Annotated in this window: 20 protein-coding genes; 2 read left to right on the top strand and 18 right to left on the bottom strand. The window is 69.0% G+C overall.

Annotated features, from left to right (window positions below; translation table 11 throughout):
* The first annotated feature begins 173 nt into the window (after window positions 1-173).
* On the top strand, window positions 174-1463 hold the full coding sequence (locus ACWGSK_RS17180; protein WP_358511826.1) for an MFS transporter: 1290 nt from the start codon (window positions 174-176) through the stop codon (window positions 1461-1463).
* A gap of 87 nt (window positions 1464-1550) precedes the next feature.
* Here the strand turns inward: ACWGSK_RS17180 and ACWGSK_RS17175 are convergent, their stop codons facing one another.
* The 11 genes from ACWGSK_RS17175 to ACWGSK_RS17125 form a co-directional block, all read right to left on the bottom strand.
* The gene (locus tag ACWGSK_RS17175) at window positions 1551-3179 is read right to left on the bottom strand and encodes a condensation domain-containing protein (RefSeq protein WP_358511823.1); all 1629 of its coding nucleotides are present in this window, start codon (window positions 3177-3179) and stop codon (window positions 1551-1553) included.
* Complete coding sequence (locus ACWGSK_RS17170; protein WP_452456231.1) at window positions 3176-6514, bottom strand: non-ribosomal peptide synthetase; 3339 nt, start codon at window positions 6512-6514, stop codon at window positions 3176-3178. Before ACWGSK_RS17170 ends, ACWGSK_RS17175 begins: the two co-directional genes overlap by 4 nt.
* Window positions 6515-6541: 27 nt before the next feature.
* Window positions 6542-7885, bottom strand: coding sequence for a M20/M25/M40 family metallo-hydrolase (locus tag ACWGSK_RS17165; protein WP_452456230.1), 1344 nt, complete (start codon window positions 7883-7885; stop codon window positions 6542-6544).
* 2 nt (window positions 7886-7887) lie between these two features.
* Entirely contained in the window at window positions 7888-9063 is a 1176-nt protein-coding gene (locus ACWGSK_RS17160; RefSeq protein WP_452456229.1) for an acyl-CoA dehydrogenase family protein, read from the bottom strand.
* A gap of 1 nt (window position 9064) precedes the next feature.
* Window positions 9065-10243 carry an acyl-CoA dehydrogenase family protein gene (locus ACWGSK_RS17155; RefSeq protein ID WP_452456228.1) on the bottom strand — a complete coding sequence of 393 codons (1179 nt, stop codon included), beginning with the start codon at window positions 10241-10243 and terminating at the stop codon, window positions 9065-9067.
* The gene (locus ACWGSK_RS17150; RefSeq protein ID WP_452456227.1) at window positions 10240-13554 is read right to left on the bottom strand and encodes a non-ribosomal peptide synthetase; all 3315 of its coding nucleotides are present in this window, start codon (window positions 13552-13554) and stop codon (window positions 10240-10242) included. The genes ACWGSK_RS17155 and ACWGSK_RS17150 overlap by 4 nt, the downstream gene beginning before the upstream one ends.
* Window positions 13551-14405: a [LysW]-aminoadipate kinase gene (locus tag ACWGSK_RS17145; protein ID WP_452456226.1), complete on the bottom strand. Its 855-nt coding sequence runs from the start codon at window positions 14403-14405 to the stop codon at window positions 13551-13553. The genes ACWGSK_RS17150 and ACWGSK_RS17145 overlap by 4 nt, the downstream gene beginning before the upstream one ends.
* A gap of 10 nt (window positions 14406-14415) precedes the next feature.
* Window positions 14416-15438 carry an N-acetyl-gamma-glutamyl-phosphate reductase gene (gene argC / locus ACWGSK_RS17140; RefSeq protein WP_358511803.1) on the bottom strand — a complete coding sequence of 341 codons (1023 nt, stop codon included), beginning with the start codon at window positions 15436-15438 and terminating at the stop codon, window positions 14416-14418.
* Window positions 15439-15472: 34 nt separating this feature from the next.
* Window positions 15473-15643: a lysine biosynthesis protein LysW gene (lysW, locus tag ACWGSK_RS17135; protein ID WP_358511800.1), complete on the bottom strand. Its 171-nt coding sequence runs from the start codon at window positions 15641-15643 to the stop codon at window positions 15473-15475.
* Window positions 15644-15844: 201 nt separating this feature from the next.
* The gene (locus ACWGSK_RS17130; RefSeq protein WP_358511797.1) at window positions 15845-16849 is read right to left on the bottom strand and encodes a BtrH N-terminal domain-containing protein; all 1005 of its coding nucleotides are present in this window, start codon (window positions 16847-16849) and stop codon (window positions 15845-15847) included.
* Window positions 16834-17406: a hypothetical protein gene (locus tag ACWGSK_RS17125; protein WP_452456225.1), complete on the bottom strand. Its 573-nt coding sequence runs from the start codon at window positions 17404-17406 to the stop codon at window positions 16834-16836. Before ACWGSK_RS17125 ends, ACWGSK_RS17130 begins: the two co-directional genes overlap by 16 nt.
* A 39-nt stretch (window positions 17407-17445) precedes the next feature.
* Between ACWGSK_RS17125 and ACWGSK_RS17120 the strand changes: the two genes are divergently transcribed.
* Window positions 17446-18324 (top strand): GNAT family N-acetyltransferase, encoded by an 879-nt coding sequence (locus tag ACWGSK_RS17120; RefSeq protein WP_452456224.1) that lies wholly within the window; start codon window positions 17446-17448, stop codon window positions 18322-18324.
* 15 nt (window positions 18325-18339) lie between these two features.
* On the opposite strand, the gene ACWGSK_RS17115 is transcribed toward ACWGSK_RS17120, so the two are convergent.
* The 7 genes from ACWGSK_RS17115 to ACWGSK_RS17085 are packed head-to-tail and all read right to left on the bottom strand — an operon-like array spanning window position 18340 to window position 24508.
* Window positions 18340-19338 (bottom strand): transketolase family protein, encoded by a 999-nt coding sequence (locus tag ACWGSK_RS17115; protein WP_452456223.1) that lies wholly within the window; start codon window positions 19336-19338, stop codon window positions 18340-18342.
* Window positions 19338-20159 carry a transketolase gene (locus ACWGSK_RS17110; protein WP_358511785.1) on the bottom strand — a complete coding sequence of 274 codons (822 nt, stop codon included), beginning with the start codon at window positions 20157-20159 and terminating at the stop codon, window positions 19338-19340. The genes ACWGSK_RS17115 and ACWGSK_RS17110 overlap by 1 nt, the downstream gene beginning before the upstream one ends.
* Window positions 20152-21462, bottom strand: coding sequence for a DegT/DnrJ/EryC1/StrS family aminotransferase (locus ACWGSK_RS17105; protein WP_452456222.1), 1311 nt, complete (start codon window positions 21460-21462; stop codon window positions 20152-20154). The genes ACWGSK_RS17110 and ACWGSK_RS17105 overlap by 8 nt, the downstream gene beginning before the upstream one ends.
* Window positions 21455-21787, bottom strand: a complete 333-nt coding sequence (locus ACWGSK_RS17100; RefSeq protein ID WP_358511780.1) for a hypothetical protein — start codon at window positions 21785-21787, stop codon at window positions 21455-21457. The genes ACWGSK_RS17105 and ACWGSK_RS17100 overlap by 8 nt, the downstream gene beginning before the upstream one ends.
* Window positions 21784-22662, bottom strand: coding sequence for a lysine biosynthesis protein LysX (gene lysX, locus ACWGSK_RS17095; RefSeq protein ID WP_358511777.1), 879 nt, complete (start codon window positions 22660-22662; stop codon window positions 21784-21786). Before lysX ends, ACWGSK_RS17100 begins: the two co-directional genes overlap by 4 nt.
* The gene (locus tag ACWGSK_RS17090) at window positions 22659-23759 is read right to left on the bottom strand and encodes a M20/M25/M40 family metallo-hydrolase (RefSeq protein ID WP_358511774.1); all 1101 of its coding nucleotides are present in this window, start codon (window positions 23757-23759) and stop codon (window positions 22659-22661) included. Before ACWGSK_RS17090 ends, lysX begins: the two co-directional genes overlap by 4 nt.
* A complete protein-coding gene (locus ACWGSK_RS17085) occupies window positions 23759-24508 on the bottom strand; it encodes a 2OG-Fe dioxygenase family protein (RefSeq protein WP_452456221.1) in 750 nt (249 codons plus the stop codon). Before ACWGSK_RS17085 ends, ACWGSK_RS17090 begins: the two co-directional genes overlap by 1 nt.
* Between the last annotated feature and the right edge of the window lie 75 nt (window positions 24509-24583).

Genomic DNA, 24583 nt, shown 5'->3' with positions numbered 1-24583 from the left:
GTATGCGCCCCGGAACCAACCGGTCGCGACCTTTCCCCACAGTCCTCCTCGTGGCGCCGCACCGAAATCAGGGGTTTCCCGGACTCCACGGCGGCGCGGAAGCGGTGCGAACGTCCGAGGGTGCCGCTCCATGCCCGGCGTACCGAGCCGAATCCCTTCGTAGGAGGTCCTCGATGACGGCCCTTGATCCCATATCGACCACCGAATCCGGGAAGGGGGCGGCGCCGGCACGGGACTTCCGTCTTCTCTGGGGAGGCGACTTCTTCTCCCAGTTGGGTTCACAGACGACCCTGTTCCTGCTGCCCCTGCTGGCGATCTCCCTCTTGGACGCCTCCGGATTCCAGGTGGGTCTGCTCCAGGCCCTGTACATGGCACCGTTCGTGGTGCTTCCCCTGTTGGCGGGCCTGCTGCTGGAGCACCGGGCCCTCCGACCCGTGCTGATCGTGGTGGACCTGCTCAGGGCCTCGGTCGTGCTGACGATCGCCGCCTTGGCGCTGAGCGGTCAGATGACGCTCCCCCACCTCCTGGTCGCGGCACTGATCGGAGGTTGCCTGACGGTGGTCTACGACATCGCGTTGGTGTCCTACGTGCCACGCCTGGTCTCCTCCGGGTTCCTCGACACCGCGCACAGTCGGATGTCGGCGAACATCGCCGTGGGCGGCACCGCCGGACCGGGTGTGGGTGGCTGGACCGCGTCACTGCTGGGTCCCGCCTCGGCGATGGGGGCGAGCGGGCTGGCGTACCTGGGTTCGGCCCTGACCCTCTTCTTCGTCCGTCACCGGGAACGGGTCCCCACTCGTGCGGGCGACCGCGATCCACGTGCCGAACTGGCCGACGGCGTACGCGCCGTGTTCTCCAACCCCCCGGTCAGGGCCGTGTCGATCCACGCGGCGATCTACAACGCCGGAATTCCGCTGGTCACCGTGGGCGGCCTGATGTACCTGGTCGACGGGATGGGGATGAGCAGTGGTCTGTACGGCACCCTGATGCTGGTGGGAGGTCTCGGCGCGGTCACCGGCGCCCTGAGCGTCCCCCTGCTCATCAGGCGAATCGGATACGGCCCGAGCATGCTGACCGTGCTGCTGTTCTCCACCTTCCCCTATTTCCTTCTTCCCGCCTTCGGAGGGGTGGACGCGCTCGGCTTCTCCGCGGCGGGCGCGGCGTTCTTCATCGGCTCCGGTGGTGCCGCGGCCGGCAGCGTGGTTGCGACGACCATCCGGCAGAGGCTCACCCTCCCGGACCTTCGTACGCGGATGAACGCCACTTACCGTCTGGTGAGTTTCGGCGCGATTCCGATCGGTGCCCTGGGCGCCGGGTCCCTGGCCGACCTGATCGGCGCCCGCGAGACGTTGTGGCTCGCACCCGTCATCCTGCTGGTCTCCTGCCTGCCCGTGCTGCTGGGGCCGGTGCGACGACTGCGCGACGTCCCGGACCGAGCGGAACAAGGAGCACCGACGGTCTGAGTGGTCCGAGTGGCCTGAATGGCCTGAGTGGACCGAGCGACACGTGGCGGGACCGTACGGTGTCATCCGTACGGTCCCGCCACCGTCTCACGTCATCGCCGAGGTGAGCTGCCGGACGGTGTGCTCTCCGAGCACCATTTCCACCGGTAGTTCGACGCCCTTCTCCCGAGCCCGCATGACGATCCGTACCGCACGCATGGAGTCGCCGCCCAGAGCGTAGAACTCCTCGTCGACACTGACGATCTTCGTGCCGAACTCCTCGCTCCACAGGCTCAGGATCAGGTGCTCGGTCGGATTCGACGGCAGGGACCCCGCGCCGTCCAGCGCCCCGGCCGCGGGTTCGCCCTCCTCCACCGGGGTCGCCACGGCGACCTCGGAATCCCTGTCCGCCAAGGGGCAGGGAAGCTCGGACAGCCGAGCGTCGGGGTCGGTGCCCCAGGCACGCAGGACCGCCTGGATCGATTTGCTGAACAGCTCGGCGGTCTCCTGACGGAACCAATCGGCGCGCAGACCGATCGTTCCGCTCAGCGTGTCGTCGTTCTCCACCAGGTCGACCGTGGCGTCGAAGATCGCGCTGCCCTGGGACAGGTGGACCGGCTCGGCGGTCACCCCGGGAAGATCGACCCGCGCCGCGAGAGGTGTGTTGTCGACCGCGAGCATGACCTGCGCCAACGGGGGCCGTCCGGTCCGGCGTTCCGGTTTGAGTTCGTTGACCAGGACCTCGAAGGGGACATCGGCGTGGCCATAGGCACCGAAGCTGCTGTCACGCACACGTTCCAACAAGGTGAGCAGTGTGGGGTCCCCCGACAGGTCGACGCGCACCGGGAGGGTGTTGACGAAGAAGCCGACCAGGCTCTCCAGTTCCGGCTCGCCGCGCCCGGCCACCGGCAGGGCGAGCACGACGTCGTCCTGACCACTCCAACGGGCGAGGACGGCGGTGTAGGCGGCCATCACCACCATGGTGGGGGTGACGCCGGCCGGAGCGAGTCCGCGCAGATGTCGAACCGTGACCGGCGCGACGCGCAGTGGGGCGGTGACCGAAGCGTGCGGGGGCCGGCCGGTGCCCTCCGTGCCGGTGGGCAGGGCGAGCGGGCGGACGCCCTTCAGACGATCACGCCAGTAGCGGATCTGGTCGTCGAGCGAACCGCCCTCGACCTGCTCGCGCTGCCACAACGCGTAGTCCGCGTACTGCACGGGAACCTCCGCGAGTTCCCTCCCCCCGCCCTCGACCGCGGACGCGTACAGGGTCGCGATCTCGGCGAGCATCACCCCCAGGGACCATCCATCGGTGACGGTGTGGTGGGCGATGACGACGAGGACGTGATGCTCCTCGGACACCCGCAACAGGTGTCCGCGGAGCAGGGGGCCCTCGGCCAGGTCGAAGGGTTCCGCGGTCAGCTCCTCGATCCGCGCCAGGAGCGCCTCCTCGGAGTCGGCCAGGGGTTCGGTCACGAGGGTGACCGGCCGTGCTTCCCGCACGACCTGCATGACCCCTCCATCCCGCAGTCGTAGAACGGTGCGCAGCACCTCGTGCCGTTCCACCAGACCGGAGAGCGCTCCGGCCAACGCCGGTGCGTCGAGTCGTCCCCTCAGACGCAGGGCCATGGGCACGTTGTACAGCGGCATGTCCGGGGTGACCTGTTCCAGCAGCCACAGCCGTTCCTGTCCGTACGATGCCGGGAGGACGTAGAGGTCCTCCCCCGTCTTCGTGGTCATGTCGCGTCTCCATCGTCGAGAGTTGTCTTGGTGTCCGTACCGGCCCCGACCCGGTATCCGGTGCGGTCGACCCTGCGCAGCGACGGTCCCTTCGTCACGGTGCGGCGTCCGACGCGTTGGATCTCCGCGGCCATCGCGCCGACCGTCGGCATGGTGAACAGGCTCTCCATCGGCAGTTCGGTGCCCAGTTCCACTCGGATCCGGTGCGCGAGTTTGACCGCCAGGAGGGAGTTGCCCCCGAGATCGAAGAAGTCGTCCCCGACTCCGATTCCGTCCGTGTCCAGGATCTCCGCCCACAACCGGGCCAGGGCGCGCTCGCCGGGTGTGGCGGGGGCCGTCGCCCCCCGGTCCCCACAGGGTCGGTCGGGTGTGGGGAGTCGTCGACGGTCGAGCTTTCCGTTGGGGCTGAGCGGCCATTCGTCGACCCGGGTGAACGAGACGGGGACCATGTGCGACGGAAGACGTCCGCGCAGGGCCTTTTGCAGGTTCGGCACGCGTTCCTCCGTGTTCTCGACCGATTCGTCGGCCAGGAGCACGTAGGCGACCAGTACGGGGCCGGTCGAGCCATCGGTGCGCACGTCGGCGACCGCCGACTCGACGCCCTCCAACTCGGTCAGGGCGACCTCGATCTCCCCCAACTCCACGCGCATGCCCCGCAACTTGACCTGGCCGTCCATTCGGCCCAGGTACTCCACCGTCCCGTCCGATCGCCACCGGGCCAGGTCTCCGGTGCGATAGAGACGGGCACCGGGACCGCCGAACGGGTCCGGTACGAACCGCTCGGCGGTGAGCCCGGGGCGTTCCCAATAGCCACGGCAGACCTGGACGCCGCCGATCATCAGCTCCCCGGGCGCACCGATCGGGACGGGCGCCATGTCCTCGTCCACGACACGGATGGTGCAACCGTCGATCGGACGACCGATGGGGACACGGTGCCCGTAGCCGTCGCGACAGTCGAACCAGGTGACGTCGATGGCGGCCTCGGTGGGCCCATAGAGGTTGAAGACGGGTACTTCCGGCAGGCGTCGCTCGACCTCCCGGACCAGCCGGGAGGGCAGTTCCTCCCCGCTGCACACGATCCGGCGCAACCGTCGACAGCCCTCCAACGAGGGGGCCGTGAGGAACAGGTCGAGCATGGAGGGCACGAAGTGGATCGTGGATACGTCCGCCCGGTCCACCAGTTCGGACAGGTATCCGGGATCCGCGTGGCCGCCGGGTCGAGCGAGTACGCACCGCGCTCCGGTGATCAGCGGCCAGAACAGTTCCCACACCGAGACGTCGAACCCGATCGGGGTCTTCTGAAGGACTCCCTCGCCGATCTCCAACCCGTAGGTCCTCTGCATCCACAGCAACCGGTTGACCACGGCACGGTGTTCGTTCATCGCCCCCTTCGGGCGCCCGGTGGAGCCGGAGGTGTGGATGACGTAGGCCAGGGACCGGTCACTGACACGGAGCCGAAGTGGTGCCGCGGACCACTCGGCGATCTCTGCCGCGTCCCGGTCGGGACAGATCAGGCGAGCGGACGAATCGACCACCGCGGCGACGTCGGGAGGAACCTCGGTCGCGTCGGCGATGACCACCTTGGCCCGTGTGTCCTCCAGCATCATCCGGAGTCGTTCGGGCGGGTACTTCGTGTCCAGGGGGAGATAGGCGCCGCCCGCCTTGAGAGCGGCGAGCAGGCCGACGAGCAGATCCGGGCCGCGCGGCAGTCCGACGCCGACGACCGTGTCCGGACCCACCCCTTCGGCGCGCAGCATTCGCGCGAGCCGGTTGGAGCGCCGATCCAGCTCTCGGTAGGTCAGGGTGACGCCCTCGTACTGGAGGGCGATCGCGTCGGGGTGGGCGGCGACCCGATCCTCGAACAGTTCGTGCAGGGTGGTGGATCCGGTGCCGGGCACCGGCTCCTCCGTGCCGCCGAACACGTCCAGGAGTTCCGTGTGGACGTCGTCCGCCACCAATCCGAGCCGGGACACCGGCACATCCGGGTCCGCGTCGGTGAGCACCAGGCGCAGGGAGTCCGCCAGGCTCCGGGCGGTCGCCTCGTCGTACAGCTCGGCGCTGTACTCCAAACGGACCTCCCATCCCCCCTCCGACAGGGGTTCGAGATTGACCTCCAGGTCGAACTTGGCGGTGCCGGTGTCCAGGGCGACCAGGTCGAAGCCGAGGCCGCGCACCACCGGTTCCGGACGAGGCTCCTCGTCCACCTGGAACAGGTGGCGGACCAGGGCCGTACGGCCTCCGGGGTCCCGCTCGGCCCGCACGGCGTCGACGATCCGATCGAAGGGGACGTCCGCGTTGGAGTGGGCGTCGAGCATGCCGTCGTGGATCCGTGCCACCAGGGCACCGAACGTCGGGTCGTCGGACAGGTCGACGCGTACCGGAAGGGTGTTGACGAAGAAGCCGATCAGCCGGTTCACCTCGGGGCGTCGGCGTCCCGCCACCGGCACCGCGACGACCAGGTCGTCCTGACGCGACCAGCGGGAAAGGACCGTGGCGAACGCGGCGAACCCCACCGCGAACGGTGTCGTGCGGTGTTCCTCGACGAGCCGATCGATCGCGGTGTGGGCGGGGAGGGTCAGGACGATCGACCCCCCGGAGAAGTCCGGTGTCCCCGGCCGTGCCCGGTCCGTCGGGACCTCCGTCAGGGGTGCTCCCGCCAGCCGGTCCCGCCAATGGTCGAGCTGGCGCGTGACCGCCGGCGCGTCCTCGCGCTCGTTCTGCCACACGGCGTAGTCGGCGTACTGGATGTCCAGGGGCGGTTCGGTGACGGCGCCTCCTGCCCCGTAGGCGGCCACCAGTTCCGACACGAGGATCTCCAGCGACCAGCCGTCGGAGACCATGTGGTGGAGCGAGACCACGAGTAGGTGTTCTCGGGGCGTGACCCTCAGCAGGTGGAAGCGGGCGACGGGACCACGCTCCAGGTCGAAGGGCTCGGCCGCGATCACCCGAGCCCGGTCGAACGGGTCGCCGTCCACGTCGGAGATCGAGAGGTCGACCTCCGAGGGGGGAAGGACCCGTTGGACGGGTTCACCATCGGCGGCCTGTTCGAAGACCGAACGAAGGACCTCGTGACGCGTGACGATCCCGGTCAGGGCCGTACGCAACGCGGTGACGTCGAGTTCGCCGCGCAGCCGCGCTCCCGCGCTGACGTTGTACAGCGCGGTTCCCGGCCGCAACCGGTCCAAGAACCACAGCCTGCGCTGGCCGGGTGAGAGCCGTGCGGGACCCTCCGCCCCGGAACGAGGCGGAATTCGGTCATCTCGTCCGATACCGCGTCTGCGGCGCAGTTCCCGTAGCAGTGCCCCACGCTCGTCGGTCAGCCATTCGGTGCCCATGTTCGCCTCTTCCTCGTACTCCGGTCCTCATCGGTGGTCGCTCAGCAGGGTGGACAGGCAGTCCGTGCCGAAGCGCAGGGCGTCGACGGGGATCCGCTCGTTGGCCTGGTGCAGCATCCCCCGGTGCGGAGCACCCGCGGGCAGGCGCATGGGCAACCATCCGTAGCAGCGGATGCCCAGCTGGGCGAAGAGCCTGTTGTCGGTGGACGCCGGCGTGATCATGGGCAGGGGTACCGCCCCCGGATCGGCCTTCTCCAGGATCTCGACCATGGAGTCGTAGAAGCCGCCGAACTCGGGCTCGCGGATCCGACCGGGATCGACCCGGGCCCCCTCCAGGAGGAGTTCGAACTCGATGTCCGGACCGGCCAGGGCACGGACCTCGGCCTCGAAGTCCGCCACGGTGAAGTCTCCTGGCAGGATGCGGCCGTCCATGTCGACGCTGACACTTTCAGGCATCATGTTGATCTTGTCCGGGGTGTGCACCACGGTCGGGTTGACCGTGTGACGGAGCACCGAGTCCAGGTAGCGGGCCTGTTCGTCGGGGAGGCCGGTGGGCAGCCGGTCGAGGGCGTCGTCCTCCCTCAGCCCGCGTACGGCCTCACCCGTCGGTCCGGGCAACCGCCGGGACAGTTCGGCGAGCATCCGGTCCGCCGCGACCCCCTTGTGACGCGGGAGGCGCGCTCCGGTGAGTGCGGTGAGCAGGCCGGCCAGACGCCTCATCGGGGTCTTCGCGGGCATCATCCGTGAACCGTGCCCCCCGGGGCCGCGCAGGGTGGCGCGTAGCCAACAGGCGCGTTTCTCCGCCACGACGATGGGGTGGAAGCGCACACCGTCCAACTCGATGTCGGCACCCGCCTCCTCCCCGATGGCGTAGCGCACGCCGTCGAACAGTTCCGCGTGGTTTCGGACCAGGTGACGGGCGCCGACCCCACTTCCGTTCTCCTCGTCGGCGACGACGGCGAGCAGGACGTCCCCGGCGGGTCGTTCCCCACGCTCGCGCATGCGCAGGAGGGAGGACAGCATCATCGCGAGGCCGCCCTTCATGTCGATGGCCCCTCGCCCCCACACCTCACCGTCGACGAGACGTCCTTCGAAGGGCGGGTACAGCCAGTCCTGGCCGGTGACGGGGACGACGTCGGAGTGGGCGTGCAGGAGTAGAGGGGGCGCTTCCCCCCTGCCCTTGAAGCGAGCGACCACGTTGGCCCGTTCAGGGGTGACCCCGATGACCTTGACGTCGATCTCCTCGTCGCCGCCCAACAGATCGGTGACGTAGGCGGCGCACGCTCCCTCGTCGCCGGGCGGATTGGTGGTGTCGATCCTGATCAGGTCCTGGAGCAGGGATACCGGATCGGTGGTTCCCATTGTCGACATCGTCATCCCTTTCCAAGGTCGTCGACGAAGCTGGAGTGAAGCAGCCGGGCGGCCTCCCGACGGAGCCCGGTGGCGGTGCCGAAACGCTGCGCGTCCACCGCCGCCCGGCGGTAGAAGAACGACGCGTCACACCGCTCCGTCATACCGAGGGCACCGTGCAGGTGTACGGCCTCCGCGGACACGACGCGGGCGAGGTCACCGGCGAGGAAGGCGGCTTGGGCCGCGTGAAGGCGAATGTCGTCCGCTCCGGAGTCGGCGGCTCGCGCGGTACGACGGACCAGGGCCGCCAAGGCGGCGTTCTCGGCGCTGAGCCCCGCGAGCCGGTAGGCGGGGGCCTGCATCCTGGCGAGGGGAGCGCCGAAGGCCCGGCGCTCCTTCAAATGGGCGACGGTGAGATCGAGGGCTCCACGGCACAGGCCCGACAGGTAGGCCGCGTGCCTGATCCTGGCCCGGGCCAGGACCTTCGCGTAGTCGGTACCGACCTCGATCAGGCCGTTCGGGGCGAGGACGGCCCGTTCGAAGGTGACCTCGTACAGGTCGCCGCGGCCGAGGTCGTCCTGACGGCGGACCCGGACACCCGGCTGTGCGGTGGGGACCAGGCAGGAGTACGTATCTCCCCCGACCGTGCCCACGGCCAGCAGCAGGTCCGTGTCCGCCGCGAAGGCGACGAACCGGCGCGTGCCGGTCACCGTCCCGTCGTGTGCGTCGACCGTCAGGGGGCCGACGGTCCCGGGCTCGTCCACGCCTCGCTCCCGAACGGCCAGGGACATGGTGCTCCGTCCCTCGGCGACGGAGTCGAGGAGTTCGTCGTGGCGTCCATCGAGGGCCAGGAGGTCGGCGACCGCCAGGGTGTCGGGAAGGGCGCTCTGGTACAGGCCGGGTCCGGTGAGTTCGGCCACCTCGACGGTGGTCTCCAGGGCCTTTTCGGACCCGCCCAGGCGTACCGGCAGGGACGCTCGCAGCACACCCATGTCGGTGAGGGTCGCCCACACACCGGCTCGGGCCTCCACGTCGTCCCCGTTCAGGACCGCGGACCCGCCACTGCCCCTGGGTCGATCACCGACCCTGCGCAGGACCGGGTTCAGGTCTTCGTGGAAGAGCTCGGCGCACGCCGCGCGCACCTCGGCCGGGGTGGTCCCCGCGGAGGTCGACTCGGACGTGGCGGTTTCGATCGTCATCTCAGAGCATCCCCAGACCGTTGGTCGCGATCAGGTAGAGCATGACCTCGGAGGTACCGGAGGCCAGCCGTTGCGCGGGTGCCATGCGGTAGTCGGCCTCGAACCGCGAGGTGCTCCCCGCCCGTTCGTCCCAGCGGGTCAGTTGCGAGTCGACTCCGTCGACCTCCGACCCCGTATCGAGGATCGGTCGGAACTGCTCGCTCGCGTACCACTTGCTCATCGCGGACGCCACCGGGTCCGGGGCACCGAGATCGAGGTTGTGGACCATCTCCCACGCCAGGGCGTGGGAGGCACGCAGTCGCGCGTCCAATTCCGCGAACCGGACCGCGAACACGGGATCATCGAGTCGGCCCGCGCGCGCCGCCCGCTCCATCACCAGGTCCAGCAGGCGTCGGGCCTTGCCGTGGAAGTCGATCCCGGTGCGTTCCAGCTGGAGCAGCTCGTTCATCAGCCGCCATCCGTCGTCCAACCGTCCGACGACGTCCTCCGGCCCCAGCCGCACGCCGTCGATGACGACGAGGCCGAAGCACTCGTCGGCCATGCTCGGCACCGGCTCGACGTGGACGCCCGGTGAGCGCAACGGCAGCAGGAACAGGGTGATCCCGTGCATGGCCACCGGACCTTCGCTGGTCCGCGCGGCGCACAAGGCGATCTCGCCGTACTGGGACTTCATGTTGTAGACCTTGGAGCCGTGCAACCGCCACCCGTCCCCGTCCGGCTCGGCACGAGTGGACAGCCCGGACAGGTCCGAGCCACAGCCTGGCTCGGTGAACAGAACGGTCGCGACCCGTTCGCCCGCGGCCAGGGCCGGGAGGTGCTCCCGCTTCTGCTCCGGGCTTCCCTCCGCCAGCAGGAACATGCCGACGAGGTCCACACCGAGGACGTGCACGTCGTCGGGGACACCGGCGAGCGTCATCTCCTCCGTGACGATGGCGGACTCCACCGGACCGAGGCCGAGACCGCCGTACTCGACCGGCCAACCGGGGGCCAGCAGGCCCCTGCGCCCCAACGTCCGGTAGATCTCCAGCAGAACCGGTTCCTCTCCCGGGGGACGGGCGGCCAGCTCGGCGAGCTCCGCGGCCACCTCCGGTCCCGTGAGCAGGGAACGCACCTCCTCACGGAAGGCCCGCTGCCGGGTGCTGAGCCCGGGGATGGGCTCCATCGGTGTGCGCACCGTCATGGGGTGCTCCCTTCCGCCTCGTTCAACAAGGCGAGCAGGTCGTCGTCGGAGGTCCCCGCCAGCTCGTCGGACTCGATGAGCTCGGCGAGGGCGGAGATGCTGGAGTTCACGAAGAGATCCCTCAGCTCCAGCCGCACTCCGAAGGCCGATTCGATCCGCGAGGCCAGTTCGGTGACCTTGAGCGAGTTCCCACCGACCTCGAAGAACCCGTCGTGGACGTCGACCTCGTCCTGGTCGCCCCGGTCCAGGAGGTCCTCCCAGATCCGCGCGAGCCCCCACTGGGTGTCGGTCGAGGGAGGCGTCGGCGTCCGCCGCACCACACTTTCCTCGGGGGCCGGCAAAAGGCCACGATCGATCTTGCCGCTGGCGCCACGCGGGATCTCGGGCAGCACGATCATGACCGCTGGGACCAGGGAGGAGGGAAGGTGTTCGGCGGCCGTCCGTCGTACCCCGTCGAGATCGGGTCCCCCCGCTTCCGCGTCGAGGGGGGTGAGGTAGGCGACCAGTCGGGCGTCGGCGCCCGAACCATGGCGTACCACCACGGCCTCGTCCACCTCGGGGTGGGCGGTGAGGGATCGCTCGACCTCACCGGGTTCGACTCGGAGGCCGCGGATCTTGATCTGGTCGTCCACGCGGCCGAGGAAGCGCAGGTCACCGTTGGAGTCCCAGTGGACCAGGTCACCGGTACGGTAGGCGCGAGCTCCGGGAGGGCCGTAGGGGTCGGGGACGAAACGTTCCGCGGTGGCGTCGGGACGGTTCACGTATCCGCGTGCCACACCGGCTCCGGCGACGTAGAGCTCCCCTGGGACGCCTTCGGGTACGGGCGCTCCGAAGCGGTCCAGGACGTAGACGCGGTAGCCGCGCAAGGGCCCGCCGATGGGCGGCATGGCGGTGTGTTCCTCGTCGGGGCACGCGTAGTCCGTGCAGGCGACCGTCGCCTCGGTGGGGCCGTAACCGTTGTGGAACTCCCGGTCCGGGGTGCGCCATCGATTGACCAGCTCGGCGGGGAAGGCCTCCAACCCCACGAACAGCGCGCGCAGGTCGGGGAGGTCGTCCGGGTCGAGCATCCCGAGGACGGCCGGCGGCAGATCCGTCACCGTCACGCGTTCGGAGCGCATCAGTGCGGTGAGCGAGGTCGGGTCGAGCAGGACCTCGCGTGGCGCGTGGACGAGGGTGGCTCCGCTGCCCAGGGCGGCGAAGAAGTCGAACAGGCTGACGTCGAAGGCCGGATTGGCGAACTGGAGCACCCGGTCTCCCCGGCCGAGGTCGAACCGCTCGATGATGGCCTCGGTGAAGTTCGTGATGGCGGACTGCTCCACCTGAACCCCCTTGGGGCGGCCGGTGGATCCGGAGGTGAAGATCAGGTAGGCGAGGTTGCGTCCCGTCACGGTGACCGGCGGGGGGCCGACGGGCGCCGTGGGCCGGTCCTCGTCGGAGACGGTGACGGCCCGCACGTGCTCGGGCAGGAGGTCGGCCAGGTCCGCCGAGGTGACCACCACTTCGCATCCCGCGTCGGCGATGATGGCCTCCCTGCGTTGGGCCGGGTGGTCGGGATCCATCGGCATGAAGGCGGCCCCGGCCTTTCCCACGCCCAGGTAGGCGGTGGGGATGTCCGGGCCTCGTTCCAGCAGGACGCCGACGACGTCCTCGGGCCCGATTCCTTGTTCCCGAAGCCTCCAGGCGAGATGGTTGGCCCGGCCCTCCAGTTCTCCGTAGGTGGTGTCGGAACCCTCGAAACGCAGGGCGACGTCGTCGGGCCGCTCTGCCGCCCTGGCCTCGAACAGCCGGTGGAGGAGCCGCCGTTCGCCCGGCGTCCCCCCGTCACTCCACCGCCCCGTCACCTCGGCCAGTTCGGTCGCGGTGAGCACACCGGTCTCGCTGAGCCGCAGCCCGGGGTCGACCACCACGGTGTTCAGTACCTGTTCGTAGTGATCGAACAGGCGAGCGACGCGTTCGGAGTCGAACAGCTCCGTGGAGAACTCCGCCCACAGCCGTAGTCCCTCGGGCAGTTCCGTCAGTTGGACGGCCAGGTCGAACCGGGCCGTCCCCGAATCGATCGGGAAGGCCTCGACCCGCAGGTCCTCGATCTCCGCGGACTCGATCGCCGCGTGTTGCAGGGTGAAGGAGGTCTGGAAAAGCGGATTGCGGTCGGGGTCGCGTTCCGGGCTCAGCTCCTCGACCACCTTCCCGAAGGGCAGGTCTTCGTGGAAGTGGGCGCCCATCACGGTGTCCCTCGTGCGGGACAGGAGCTCACGGAAGGTCGGGTCACCGGCGGTGGAGGTGCGCAGCACCAGGGTGTTGGAGAAGAAGCCCACCAGGGACTCGACCTCCGGGCGACCACGTCCCGACCACACGGACCCGACCACGATGTCGTCCTGTTGGGTGTACTTGGACATCAGCACGTTGAAGGCGGCCAGGACCACCGTCATCAGGGTGACCCGCTCGGCCCGGGCCAGCCGGTTCAGGTCGTCCCGTAGGCGTGCGGGAAGGACTCGGTCCAGGGTCGTCCCCGCGTGTGTGGGGACCCCGGGCCGGGGTCGATCCGTGGGCAGGTCGAGGATCGGCAGGTCGGTCAACCGATCACGCCAGTACGCCAGCTGCTCGTCGGCACGCTCCCCGGTCATCCTGCCGCGCTGCCAGACGGCGTAGTCGGCGTACTGCACAGCGAGCTCGGGCAGTCCGGCCGCTCCGCCACCACGCTCCGAGCGGTACAGCTCCACCAGTTCCCGAATGATGATCGCGGTCGACCAACCGTCGGTCGCGATGTGGTGCAGGGAGAGGAGGAGGACGTGGACGTCTTCGGCCTGACGCAACAGGTACGCCCTCAGGACCGGACCGTTCCTCAGGTCGAAGGGGGCGGCGGCCAGTTCCGAGACGTGTTCCCGGATCTGTTCGTCGCCGCCGGGGGCGTCGATGACCTGGAGCGGGACTTCGGCCGCCGGAGCGATCTCCTGGAAGGGGACTCCGTCCCTGACGGGGTATCGGGTGCGGAGGACCTCGTGACGGGCGACAAGGGCGGTCAGGGCCCTCTGCAGGGCCGAGCCGTCGAGCTCGCCGCGCAGACGCAGGGAGACCGGGGAGTTGTACACCGACCTCCCGGGGGCCCACTGGTCCAGGAACCACAGACGTTGCTGGGTGAAGGAGGTGGGCAGGGCACGTTCCCGGGGAACCGCCGTGATGGCCTCCCCGGTACCCAGGCCCGAGGAGCGCTGGCTTTCGCGGAGCGCCATGAGCCTCCGGCGGGTGTCGGCCAGACTGCCTCCACCCGCCTTGTCGGCCGTGGCGTGCCCGGTTGACGGTGGTGTGGTCATCGATGACTCCCAACAGGTCGGGCCACCCGAACACGAGTTCCCCGTCCGACCAGCGCGGCGGACACGGGCGAGTCGACCCGCCCGTCCGCGATGACGGCGGAGTCGACCCCGTCGAGCAGGGCGCTCCGGGCCGCGCGCAGTTTGACGGACATCCCCCCGACCGCGGCCTCGTCGACACCCCCCTGGGGCTTGAGGGTGACCTCGGATCGCAGTGACGATTCGTCGGTGTGGTCCGCCAGCAGTCCCGGGGCGGCCGTGAGCAGGACCAGACGGGTGGGCAGACCCGCCGCGGCGAGCGCGCCGGCGATGGCGGCGGCGGTACGGTCGGCGTCGACGTTGACCGGGCGGTGGTCCTCCCCGAGCGCGGGCGGAGAGATCACTGGAACCCGCCCCTCCCCCAGTAGCGACAGGACGAGCGCCGGGTCCACGAGGGTGATCCGGCCGCTGTGGTCGTCACGGACGACTCGGGTGCGGCCGTCCACGACCACCCGGTGGGACTTCGGCCGCCGGGCCCGGATCAGACCACAGTCCATGCCGCTCAGCCCCACCGCGGGCACGCCCTCGCGGGACAGACTTGACACCAACTCCGGTTTGAACTCGCCCAGGAGGGCGTACTGGAGCACCTCCAGGGTCGCCGGGTCGGTGTAACGGCTGGACGTACCACCGGGGGTGGTGAGCCTGCGTTGGCGCACCCCCAGCCGTCGTGCGAGGTCGTCGAGGTCGGCGGCGCCTCCGTGCACCAGGACCACACGCCGCCCCTCGGCGACCAGGCGCCCCAGGTCTCGGCAGAGCCCCTCCCGGTCGAGGGAGTGGTCTCCGCCGACCTTGACCACGAGTACGTGATCGGACATCGAATCCTCCTCAGATCGGATGGAGCCCGGGAAATCCGAGCCCGGTCCGTTCGTCCCAGCCCATCCGGATGTTCAAGCTCTGCACCGCGTTGCCCGCGCCGCCCTTGACCAGGTTGTCCAGGGCGCCCACGAGCGTGAGGTTCCCGGTGCCCGGCTCCAGGGCGAACCCGACGTCGCAGTAGTTCGATCCCAAGAGGATCTTGGGTTCCGGGAGTCGGTAGTTGCCACGCTTCTGGGCGACCACGCGGACGAACGGCTCGTCCTTGTAGCGGGCCCGGTAGGCGGCTCGGATCTCTCGTTCGGTCACGTCCGGGTTCGTGGTGGCCCGGATCACGACCTGAACGCCGCGTACCGCGTCGATCCCGGTCGCGGACATCCTCGGCACGGCCCCGGTGGCCTGGGCGATCTCCGCCTCGTGGCGGTGACCCGCCGGAGCGAAGAGCCGCAGGACCCCACTGCGTTCGGCGTGCAGGTTCATCTCACCGGCGGAGGCCCCCGAACCGCTGGATCCCACCCGGCCGTCCACATAGACCTCAGGAGCCACCAGTCCGGCCGTGGTGAGGGGTTCCAGCGCGAGGATCGAGGCGGTGGCCATGCAGCCGGGCACACCGACCAGGTCCGCTCGGGTCAGCCGGTCCCTGTCCAACTCGGGAAGTCCGCGCACGGCGGTCCCGAGCAGTTCCGGGGCGAAGTGCTCACCGTAGTGACGGCGATACGTCTCCTGGTCGGCCAAACGCAGGTCGGCGCTGAGGTCGAAGACGATCTTGCCCTTGGTCGACTCCGCGGCCCGTGCCACGGGATCGGAGGCCCCCGAACCCGTGAAGAACAAGGCGTCACAGTCGGGCAGGCGGTCGGGGGAGCTGTAGACCAGATCGGTCAGGCCCCGCAGGTTGGGATGGGTGAGGTCGACCCTGCGGTCCGCGAGACGCGTCGACGTCACCGCGACGATCTCGACCTCCGGATGACCGAGGAGGAGCCGCAGCAGTTCCCCGCCGATGTAACCGGCCCCACCCACGATTCCGACGCTGATCATCGGCTCCCCCTTCGCCGTACCTTCGAGGTGGTTCTCACTCGCCCCAGTCCTCTTCGGGCTCGGGCGCGACGGCGATGGTCAGCGGGTCGAGGGAGACGACCTCCAGTTCACCGGCGCATTCACCGCACTCGATGATCTCGTTGCGTTCGATCGTGTCGACGACGGTGACATCGGCGACGCATTCCGGACAGGACTTAACAGCCATTCTTCGCTCTTTCTTCCGAATCGCGGTTCAACACATAACGGCGGATGATCGTCTACCGAAGAAAACGCGATCGTCCAACAGAAGCTTGAACAATCCGCAGACACCGGACCGACATAGCGCCTTTCTGTGATCCCAAGGTTTCCGCAAAACGCACGTCGGGGTCAGTAAGGGATCTCCCCCACACGGGGGCGGGCCCGGGTTTCACGACGGGACGGGCACGCGTTCCATGAGGGCCACGGCCCCCGAATACGCCTCCATCACGCGCTCGGCGCGGGCGCGCACACCTTCACCGTCCACGTCTGTTCGGGCGTTGGCCACGGCGATGCGCAAGGCCGACCACTCGTGGGCGACTCCGTCCACGGTGCGGGCCAGCTCCCTCAGTCGGGGGACACCGAACGTCTTGCCCGCACGAGCGAGGAACTCGGCGTGCAGACCGGTGACCGCGAGCAGTGGGCCGATGACGATGAACGCCTCGTCCGAGCCGCCGCCGGCCGGTTCGGAACCACCACGGAAGCGGTCCAGGAACGCACGCAGTCCGCTCAGCCCGCTGGTGGCGGAGGTACTCGGTTCGAGCAACCCTCGAACGTTGGCATCGATCACCCGTCCGACGAACTCCGGGGTGAACTCGGGTTGTTCCGCCTCGACGGTCAGCTCCAGCCACCGATTGCCGATCGGATTGGAGGTGAAGAACTTGTCCCGTTCGTGTACCACGGGGTTCCCTGAATCACGCGCGGCCGTGAACGCCGCCAAGGGGATCGGCCCCTGGTAGGCGGGCGGCGTGGGGTCTGCCACCAGCACCTCACCACGTTCGTCGTCGAAGCCGTGGACCGCGAGAAGGTGGTTGGTGTGCACGTCCTGGTAGGCGGGCCGGAACGGCAGGTGGAAGTTGTCGGCGGCCACGGCGACGATCTCACCCGCGACCAGGCGTCGACGAACCTGGAGCCATCCCTGTTCGGAGTCGGTCGGATGGTGCCAACGGGAGGTGACCCCGTGGAACGGGGCCAGGCATGCGAACAGGTCGTCGGACGCTCCGGGCAGGTAGTACTCCTCACGGCGCACGTCGCCCGGGTAGTGGAAACCCCAGGCCGCCCCGAGCGCCTCGATCGGGTCCAGGCCGTGGTGGTCCAACAGGACCCCGGCGGTGTTGTGCAGGCAGTGGGTGAGGTCGTGTCGCCAGTACCGGACGGGGGTCAGTTCGACGCGCACGACGTCTCCTTCTCGGGCTCTTGGACGAGGGTGAGGGCGAAGACGTGCATCGCCGGGTTGTCGGGAAGACGCAGCGCGCGGAGCCGACCGGGCACGGACACCGGAGAGCGCTGTTGCCAGATGGACGGGGCGTGCGGAGCGTGGGTGTGCCTGGGATAGCGCAGGGCGAGGGTACGGAAGGCGAGGGGTTCGCCGAAGCGGGCGTCCGTCTCCGGCCAGAAGTCGGACATGCGCAGGTGCTCGGCCCTCTCGGCGCCGTCGGCGTAGAGGAGACCGATGTGGTCCTCGGTCCTGCGCTCCGCGGCGCCCAAGAGGTAGATCCAGTCGTAGTCGCCGGGAGGCACCTCGACGACCTGTCCCCGACAGCGCACGTTGTCTCCGCCCACCACCGCCCTGGCGGGGAACGCGAAGGGCACACCGGCGACCTCGGACTCCGTGCCCGGAGCGGGGAGCTCCTCGGCCGGAAAGGTGTTGCCCCAGATGTTGAAGCCGTATTCCCCCACGGTTCCAGGGGGCTGGATTCCCCGATTATTACAATGCTGCGAAATGTCGATCACTGAGGTTTTCATTTTCCCTATCCCCTCTATATTCGAGGCATGGACAAAACGATGGAGACAATCAGCGCACCGGTGGTCTCGGAAATACGTGACCTGACCGGAACACTCGCGCGGCGGGTGACCGAACTGACCCGTGCCGCCTATCGGGCCGGTGACCTGGTCCCCGGTCTGCCCGTGGCGGACGGGGCGGTCGCCGGTCCGGAGGAGTTGCACGAGGACCTCGCCGGAGGAGCACACCTGTGGGTCGCCGCCGTGGACGGGAGTCCGGTCGGAGCGGTGCGGGCGGTACGGACCGATGACGGCGCCTGGGAGGTTCGCCGCTTGGCCGTGGCCCCCTGGCACCGCCGGGGTGGCACCGCCAGGCTGCTGCTACGCCGCCTGGAGGAGTCCGCCTTCACCGCCGGAGCCGACCGGGTCGTGCTCGACGCCGTCGTGGAACGCGGCAACCCGGCCTTCTACGCCCGGGTGGGCTACACCGCCGTTCGCCATTTCGGAGCCGAGGACAAGCCCCTCTCCGAGGTGCGCATGGAGCGAGGGCCCGGATCCCCGGAGCGCGGTCGCTGTTCCGTTCCGCACACACCGGGAACGGCGGTGCTGTGGTGGTCGGTGCCACGAGGCTCCCTCTGCTCGGTGGTCCCGGTCCAGGAGGTCCCCGGCCCCGAGGCCGCGCCCACCGCCCCCTTCGGGCGAGAGGACGCGACGTTCGTGGGGGTGGACCTGTCCCCGGAACCCGAGGCGAGCGGCCGACGACCGATACTCGACGCGCTGTCCGTCGATGCCGCGTACCAGGACGGTGACGCCTTGACCTTCGACGCACCCGTCCACGAACTCAGCGCCTACCGTCGGCCCCGGCTGTCGCACCCCGATGTACTGGCCTGGTGGCGCAGCCCCTCGGTACGGCTCGCACGGCACACCTGACACCCGTGGTCCCGCTCAACGCCGGACCATGGCCAACGCCTCCCTCTCGATGCGTTCGGGACTGATCCCGGCGTACGTCAGAAGGTCGCGTTCGTCGGCCACGAAGTCCAGGTAGGCGTCGGGGAACCCCACCCGCCGTACGGGACACGGGTGCTCGGTGGAGACCACCTCGCAGACCGCGGCACCCAGCCCACCGATCTCCAGGTGGTCCTCCACCGTGACGATCCCGCGTGTCTCCCGGGCCGCCTCGATCAGGGCCTCCCGATCGATGGGCTTGATGGTGTGCATGTTCAGCACCCGGGTGGAGACGCCACGGGCCTCCAAGGCGTGCGCCGCTTCGACGGCCATGTGGACCGGGTGGGGTCCGGCGGCCACGATGGTCACGTCGCCGCCGTCCCGCAACACACGGGCTCGGCCCAGGGCGAACTCGGCGGAGGCATCTCCGATGACCGGGGTCGCCGCTCGCCCCAGCCGCAGGAACAAGGGCCCCTCCAGGTCCGTCGTGGCGAGTACGGCCCGTTCCGTCTCGGCCGCGTCACAGGGGACGACGACCGTCATGTTCGGCAGGGTCCGCGCGATCGCGATGTCGTCCAGTGCGTGGTGAGTGGGCCCGTAGTGTCCTGAGGAGGCACCACCGTGGGTGACCACCACGCGCACCGGAAGGTCGTTGCCCGCCACGTCGACCTTGAAGGCCTCACAGGCACGGGCGGTGGCGAAACCGGACAGGGTGTTGGCGTAGGGCAGCAGGCCGCCCGCCGCCAACCCCGCGGACACACCCATGAGGTTCATCTCGGCGATGCCGACGTTGACGTACTGTTCCGGCAACCGTTCGGCGAACCCGCTTTCCAGTCCCCCCATGTCCGTGTCCAGACAGAACACCCGGGGGTCGCGTTCCGCCAGTTCGACGAGTGTGCGTCGGTACACCTCGCGGGCCGGGACGGCGTAGTGATCCGCCCAGTCGACGTCCTCTCGCCGGGTCGGAGGGGCCAGGGTGTCCGCGGTCCGTTCGGTCATCACGTCCTCGACTTTCCGAGACCGAACAGCGCACGCTTGTGCAGCCGTTCCGTCAGCTGCACGGAGTGACTCTTCTTCTTGTTCTCGAACATGGGGACTCCTCGGCCCTTGATCGTCTCGGCCAGCAAGACCATCGGGCGGCCGGTCGACGTGCGTGGTCCGGTCAGGTGCTCGTGGAGCGCCTCCATGTCGTGACCGTCCACTTGGACGACGTCCCAGCCGAAGCTGCTCCACCTTTCGGCCAAGGGTTCGAGCCCCACGCAATCCTCGGTCGAACCGGTGATCTGGAGACCGTTGCGGTCCACGATGGCGACCAGGTTGTCCAGGCCCTGGTGGGCCGCGAACATCACCGCCTCCCAGATCGAGCCCTCTTGGAGCTCTCCGTCGCCGAGGAGGGCGAAGGCCCGACTTCGGCCACCGGTACGGCGTGCCGCCAACGCCGCGCCGGCCGCCAGGGAGAGTCCGTGTCCCAACGATCCGGTGGGGAACTCGACCCCGGGAAGACGCCGGAGCGGGTGGCCGGCGAGGCGGCTGCCATAAGCGCCGTAGGTGCCGAGTTCCTCTTCGGGGAGGAAGCCGAACTCCACGAGGACCGCGTACAGGGCGGCGCTCGCGTGGCCCTTGCTGAGTACGAACCTGTCGCGGTCCGGCCACTCGGGTTCGTCGGGCCGCACTCTGAGCACGTCCCGGTAGAGAACAGTGAGGATGTCCGCGCAGGACAGACTTCCACCGATGTGGGCACCGTTGGGGGTGGCGCCCATGTCCAGGACGCGTCGGCGTACCCGGTACGCCACGTCCTCACGAGAGGTCGTCTCACCCATGGGACACCTCCGCCGTTTCCGTGACCTTGTGCCAGGGTGGCCGGTAGTCCAGGTCCCCGTAATGAGCGACCACGCGGTCCAGGTGGCCCCAGACCTTCTCGAAGGCGTCCGCGCACAGACTCAGCACCGGCTCGGATTCCGGGTTGAGGTGCCAACGCTGGAGGGTGAGCGTCTCCTCGATGACCCCCAGACTCACCGGAAAGTCCTCGATCCGGCGACCGTAGGAGGCGAAGAGCGGCTGTCCCGGCAGCGGGACCACCTGGTACGGCTGTAGCGGCACCCCCTCGGCTCCCAGTGCCCGACGCAGGATCTCGCGGAAGACCCCGGGGGCGAGGTCCGGACGGCCCGCGGCGATCGGATCGAAGCGTAGGCGCAGGATGTGCCAGGCGTGGGTGCGTCCTTCGGGCACACGCGGTACGACCACTCCCGGCAGTTCGGCGAGCCGGTCGAGAAATCCACGTACGACCTTGTCCCTACGCTCGGTATCGGTGTCGAGACGCCGTAGTTGGCAGGAGGTGAACGCCGCTTGGACCGCGCTGAGCTTCTCGTTCCCCGCCATGACCCGGGAGAGGTAATCGCGCTCCTCCCCGGCTCGCAGATCCTCACCGAACTGACGGTGCAGCACCACGCGCTCGTACAATCGCTCGTCGTCGGTGGTGACCAGACCGCCCTCCCCACAGGTGGGCAGGTTCTTCACGACGTTGAGGCTGGTCGCGTTGACGTCACCGATCGAACCGGCGCGCCTGTCCCCGTAGAGGGCCCCCTGTGCCTGGGCGGCGTCCTCCAGGAGGTAGAGGCCGTACTTGTCGGCGAGGGCGCGCAGAGCGGTCATGTCGCATGGCAGACCGTGCAGGTGCACTGCGATGATCGCCCGGGTACGCGAGGTGATCGCGGCCTCGGCCGCGACCGGATCGATCGTGTAGTCGACGGGATCGACGTCGACGAACACCGGTACCAGCCCACGTTGGGCGACCGGCACGGCCGTCCCGACGAAGGTCAGGGCCGGGACCAGGACCTCTCCCCCGGCCTCGATGTCCAAGGCGGCGAGGGAGAGTTCGAGCGCGGCCGTACCGTTGGCGACCGCGGCGCAGTGTCGGGTGCCGACATAGTCGGCCCACTCGGACTCCAGCGCCGACACCGCGCCCCGGCCGGCGTCATTGGAGGTGTACGGTCCACGGGCGAGGACGTCCGCGACGGCGTTCTGCTCCTCGTCGGTGACCACGGGCCAGCCGATGCGGGCTCGTGTGGTCGCCGCTCGACGGACCGTCCTACGACCGCCGAGGATCGCGGGTCGCTCACTCATGTTCCATCCCTTCCATGCGTCGTGTGGCGGGGATCGGCTCCAGCGACAGCACCTTGACACCCGGGTTTCGGGGCAGGCGCAGGCCCACGAGGGTCTCCCGTCTGGGTACGGCGATGCGGGCCCGTACGATCCCGACCGCCGTCATGTGCAGGTATTCGGGTTCGACCCCGTCCTCGTAGTACAGCCAGACGGTCTCCACCCCGATGGTGTCGACGTCCAACGTCACCCGGATCCAGTCGTAGGAGGCCGCGGGCAGGTCGACACCGCGTCCATCACAAGGGATCGGCACGGCCGGCACCCCGGCCGCACCCTGGCGGACGCTCACGGCTCCTCCCATAGGTCCAGGCTCCGCAGGGTGTAGTCGACGTAGGCGCCGACCAGGTCGCTCCCGAGGATCTCGATGGCCCCGTGGAACTCCGGCGTGTGGTTGACCTCGTTGACGTACATCCTGCCGCTCCGGTCCTCGATGACGTCCACGCCCAGAACGCCTTCACCGATCGCGTCCGCCGTCCTCTTCAGTAGCTTCACCAGGTCGTCGGTGAGCGGGCACGGCTCGGCCCGGCCTCCCCGCGCGGTGTTGGTCCGCCAGTGGTCGTGCACCTTGTAGATGGCCCCGATCACCTCACCACCGAACACGTACGCCTTGATGTCGCGGCCCGGTTTGTCGACATATTGCTGGACGAAGGTGATCTGGTGTTGAGGTCCGTTGAACGCCGCGCGGTGTTCCAACACCGACTCGGCCTGTTCGTGGTCACGGATGCGCGCCGCGAGGCGCCCCCAGGATCCGGTCAACGGCTTGACCACGGCCGGGTAACCGAACCGGTCGAGTTCCGCCAACGCCGCGTCCGGTACGAGGCCGACCAGCGCGGGGATGGTGGGGAGCCCGCCCTTGCGCAGGGCCAGGGTGGTCAGGAGCTTGTCCCCGCACAGGTCGATCACGCTTGCACTGTTCATGACGGGGATTCCGGCGTGTTCGAGCATGCGACTCGCGTAGGAGTTGCGAACGTGGGAGATCTCCCGGCTCAGCGCGGCTCGGTAGGGAACGGTCAGTGGGCGATCGGTTTCGAGGTCGAAGGTCAGCGAACGCGTGTCCACCTGCTCGAACTCGATGTCACGTCGGCGCAGCTCCTTGAGGAGCAGGCGTTCTTCGAGTCGGACCCTCGACGTGAGTACCGCCAAGGGTCGTCGATCCGTGGTCATGTGATGTGACCTCCTTTTTTGTCATGATCATCACTCACCGTGACGAGGGGACGCTCCATCGCCTCCGACATCCGGAGCAGGGCACCGGTGAGGACGTCGATGGAGGCGAGGTAGTCGGTGAGGTCCACGTGCTCGTCATCGGTGTGACACAGCTTTGAGTCCCCGGGCCCGTAGGCCGCGGTGGGGACCGGCCATTGCGCACCGACCACGTTCCAGTCCGAGGTGCCCAGCTTGAGTTTGACCACCGGTTTCTCACCCCGAGACCGGATCTGCGCGCTCAGGGCCTTGGCCACGGGGTTACCCCGTGAGGTGCGCACCGCCGGAACGAACTCCAGGACGTCGACTTCGTCCTCACCGGCGATCTCGTCGAGCATGGTGATGAAGGCGGCCGGGGCGAAGGTCGTCGGGACACGACAGGAGATTTCGGCCTCGGCGGTCTCCAGGTCTCCCGTCAGGCGGACGAGTGAGGGCTGGAGACAGTCGAACAGTGGCGAGTTGCGTCGTTTGTCCACTCGTTCGCGCACCAGCGACCAGAACGCGCTCGCCGCCTCCACCGCGGTCTCCTGGCCGGAGCTGGTGTGCGCGGCGGGCCGGACGAACCGGACACGGAACCGGAACACACCCTTGTAACCGATGCCCACGGCGTTGGTACCACTGGGTTCGCCGATGATCAGGGCTCCGGGGGTGGGCCGCCCCAGCAGGTGACGGGCTCCCGGTGAGTCCGCCTCCTCGCCCACCGCACCGATGACGGTCACGCATATGGGCGTCTCCGCACGCGAGATCCGGTCCGCCGCGCAGATCATGGCGGCCAGTGGTCCCTTCGCGTCGACGGTGCCGCGCCCGTAGAGGACGTTCCCCTCCCGACGGATCGGCACCTCTCCCGGCACGGTGTCGATGTGACCGAGCATGAGGACCTCGAACGCGGTGGGATCCCCGACCGATCCGTGGACGTTGCCCACCTCGTCGACGTGGACCCGGAAACCCAGGTCCTTCATGTACCGGGCGGTGAAGGAGACGGCCTCGTGTTCGTTCCCCGAGGTGGAGGGGGTCTCGACCAGGGCGCGCAGGAGGTCCACCTCGGGGCCGGCGACGGTCATCAGGAGACCTCCGGGCCCGCGGGGTTGAAGTCGACCAGCAACATGTCCCGAACACCGGCGATGTCGCCGACCGCGTTGATCGGGGATACCTCGTGGGTCACCCGGCCGTCATCGACGAACACGGCGTCCAGGGGGTCGGTCATGGTGAGGACGACCGGCTCACCGCTTTCCGGGTAGACCGTGGAGATACCGCCCGAACAGGCCTCCCGACGCAGCATGTGCATGCCCACGTACATGTGGCCGTCACGGTGGCGGCCCTCCGGGGTGGGGTTGCCCTCGGCTCCGGGCCGGGCCACGATCCGCACCACGTGCAGGCCGACCTCCCAGTCGGTCACCCCGGACAGGCTGGTGGCCATCCGCGCGTCCCATCCGACCAGGGCGCGCATTCCGGCGTGCAGCAGTACCTCGTTCCCGATCGGGGCGAAGCTGCGGTTCTTGCCCTCCCACAACGGGATGACGTCTTGTCGGAAGTCGGTGTGCTCAAGGGGCCGGAACGAGAGCTCGCCGTCCTCCACCCGCACCCGGAGCCGTCCGTACCGACGCTGCCGGTAGGTGCCGCCGTCGGCCAGCTCCCGGTCCAAGGGCAGGTCGCTCCAGGCCGAGCGGAATCCGTCGCTGGCGGCGTCGACCTGGTGTTCCAGGACGTCGGACCGCCGCACGTGGACGTATCCGTCCGTACGAACCCGCTCTACGCACCGTTCCATGATCGGAGCGAGCGAACGGTGGGGGGTCGCTGTGGTGACACTCATGGACATCTCCTCGTGGTCGTGTGGATCCACATCTCACACGTGACGCGGAAGACGCGGTCTCCCGTCACGCCGCCG

The organism is Nocardiopsis sp. NPDC055551, from assembly GCF_053619415.1.
Note: the sequence above shows the minus strand (reverse complement) of the source record. Positions and strands in the feature narration are given on the sequence as shown.

What these genes read in the sequence shown, in the direction of transcription:
- argC (WP_358511803.1), bottom strand. Translation starts at nt 15,438, where the DNA reads ATGATCAGCGTCGGAATCGTGGGTGGGGCCGGTTACATCGGCGGGGAA.
- ACWGSK_RS17180 (WP_358511826.1), top strand. Translation starts at nt 174, where the DNA reads ATGACGGCCCTTGATCCCATATCGACCACCGAATCCGGGAAGGGGGCG.
- ACWGSK_RS17115 (WP_452456223.1), bottom strand. Translation starts at nt 19,338, where the DNA reads ATGACCGAACGGACCGCGGACACCCTGGCCCCTCCGACCCGGCGAGAG.
- ACWGSK_RS17170 (WP_452456231.1), bottom strand. Translation starts at nt 6,514, where the DNA reads ATGGGCACCGAATGGCTGACCGACGAGCGTGGGGCACTGCTACGGGAA.
- ACWGSK_RS17160 (WP_452456229.1), bottom strand. Translation starts at nt 9,063, where the DNA reads ATGACGATCGAAACCGCCACGTCCGAGTCGACCTCCGCGGGGACCACC.
- ACWGSK_RS17145 (WP_452456226.1), bottom strand. Translation starts at nt 14,405, where the DNA reads ATGTCCGATCACGTACTCGTGGTCAAGGTCGGCGGAGACCACTCCCTC.
- ACWGSK_RS17110 (WP_358511785.1), bottom strand. Translation starts at nt 20,159, where the DNA reads ATGGGTGAGACGACCTCTCGTGAGGACGTGGCGTACCGGGTACGCCGA.
- ACWGSK_RS17120 (WP_452456224.1), top strand. Translation starts at nt 17,446, where the DNA reads ATGGACAAAACGATGGAGACAATCAGCGCACCGGTGGTCTCGGAAATA.
- ACWGSK_RS17150 (WP_452456227.1), bottom strand. Translation starts at nt 13,554, where the DNA reads ATGACCACACCACCGTCAACCGGGCACGCCACGGCCGACAAGGCGGGT.
- ACWGSK_RS17105 (WP_452456222.1), bottom strand. Translation starts at nt 21,462, where the DNA reads ATGAGTGAGCGACCCGCGATCCTCGGCGGTCGTAGGACGGTCCGTCGA.
- ACWGSK_RS17165 (WP_452456230.1), bottom strand. Translation starts at nt 7,885, where the DNA reads ATGTCGACAATGGGAACCACCGATCCGGTATCCCTGCTCCAGGACCTG.
- lysW (WP_358511800.1), bottom strand. Translation starts at nt 15,643, where the DNA reads ATGGCTGTTAAGTCCTGTCCGGAATGCGTCGCCGATGTCACCGTCGTC.
- lysX (WP_358511777.1), bottom strand. Translation starts at nt 22,662, where the DNA reads ATGACCACGGATCGACGACCCTTGGCGGTACTCACGTCGAGGGTCCGA.
- ACWGSK_RS17090 (WP_358511774.1), bottom strand. Translation starts at nt 23,759, where the DNA reads ATGACCGTCGCCGGCCCCGAGGTGGACCTCCTGCGCGCCCTGGTCGAG.
- ACWGSK_RS17085 (WP_452456221.1), bottom strand. Translation starts at nt 24,508, where the DNA reads ATGAGTGTCACCACAGCGACCCCCCACCGTTCGCTCGCTCCGATCATG.
- ACWGSK_RS17175 (WP_358511823.1), bottom strand. Translation starts at nt 3,179, where the DNA reads ATGACCACGAAGACGGGGGAGGACCTCTACGTCCTCCCGGCATCGTAC.
- ACWGSK_RS17155 (WP_452456228.1), bottom strand. Translation starts at nt 10,243, where the DNA reads ATGACGGTGCGCACACCGATGGAGCCCATCCCCGGGCTCAGCACCCGG.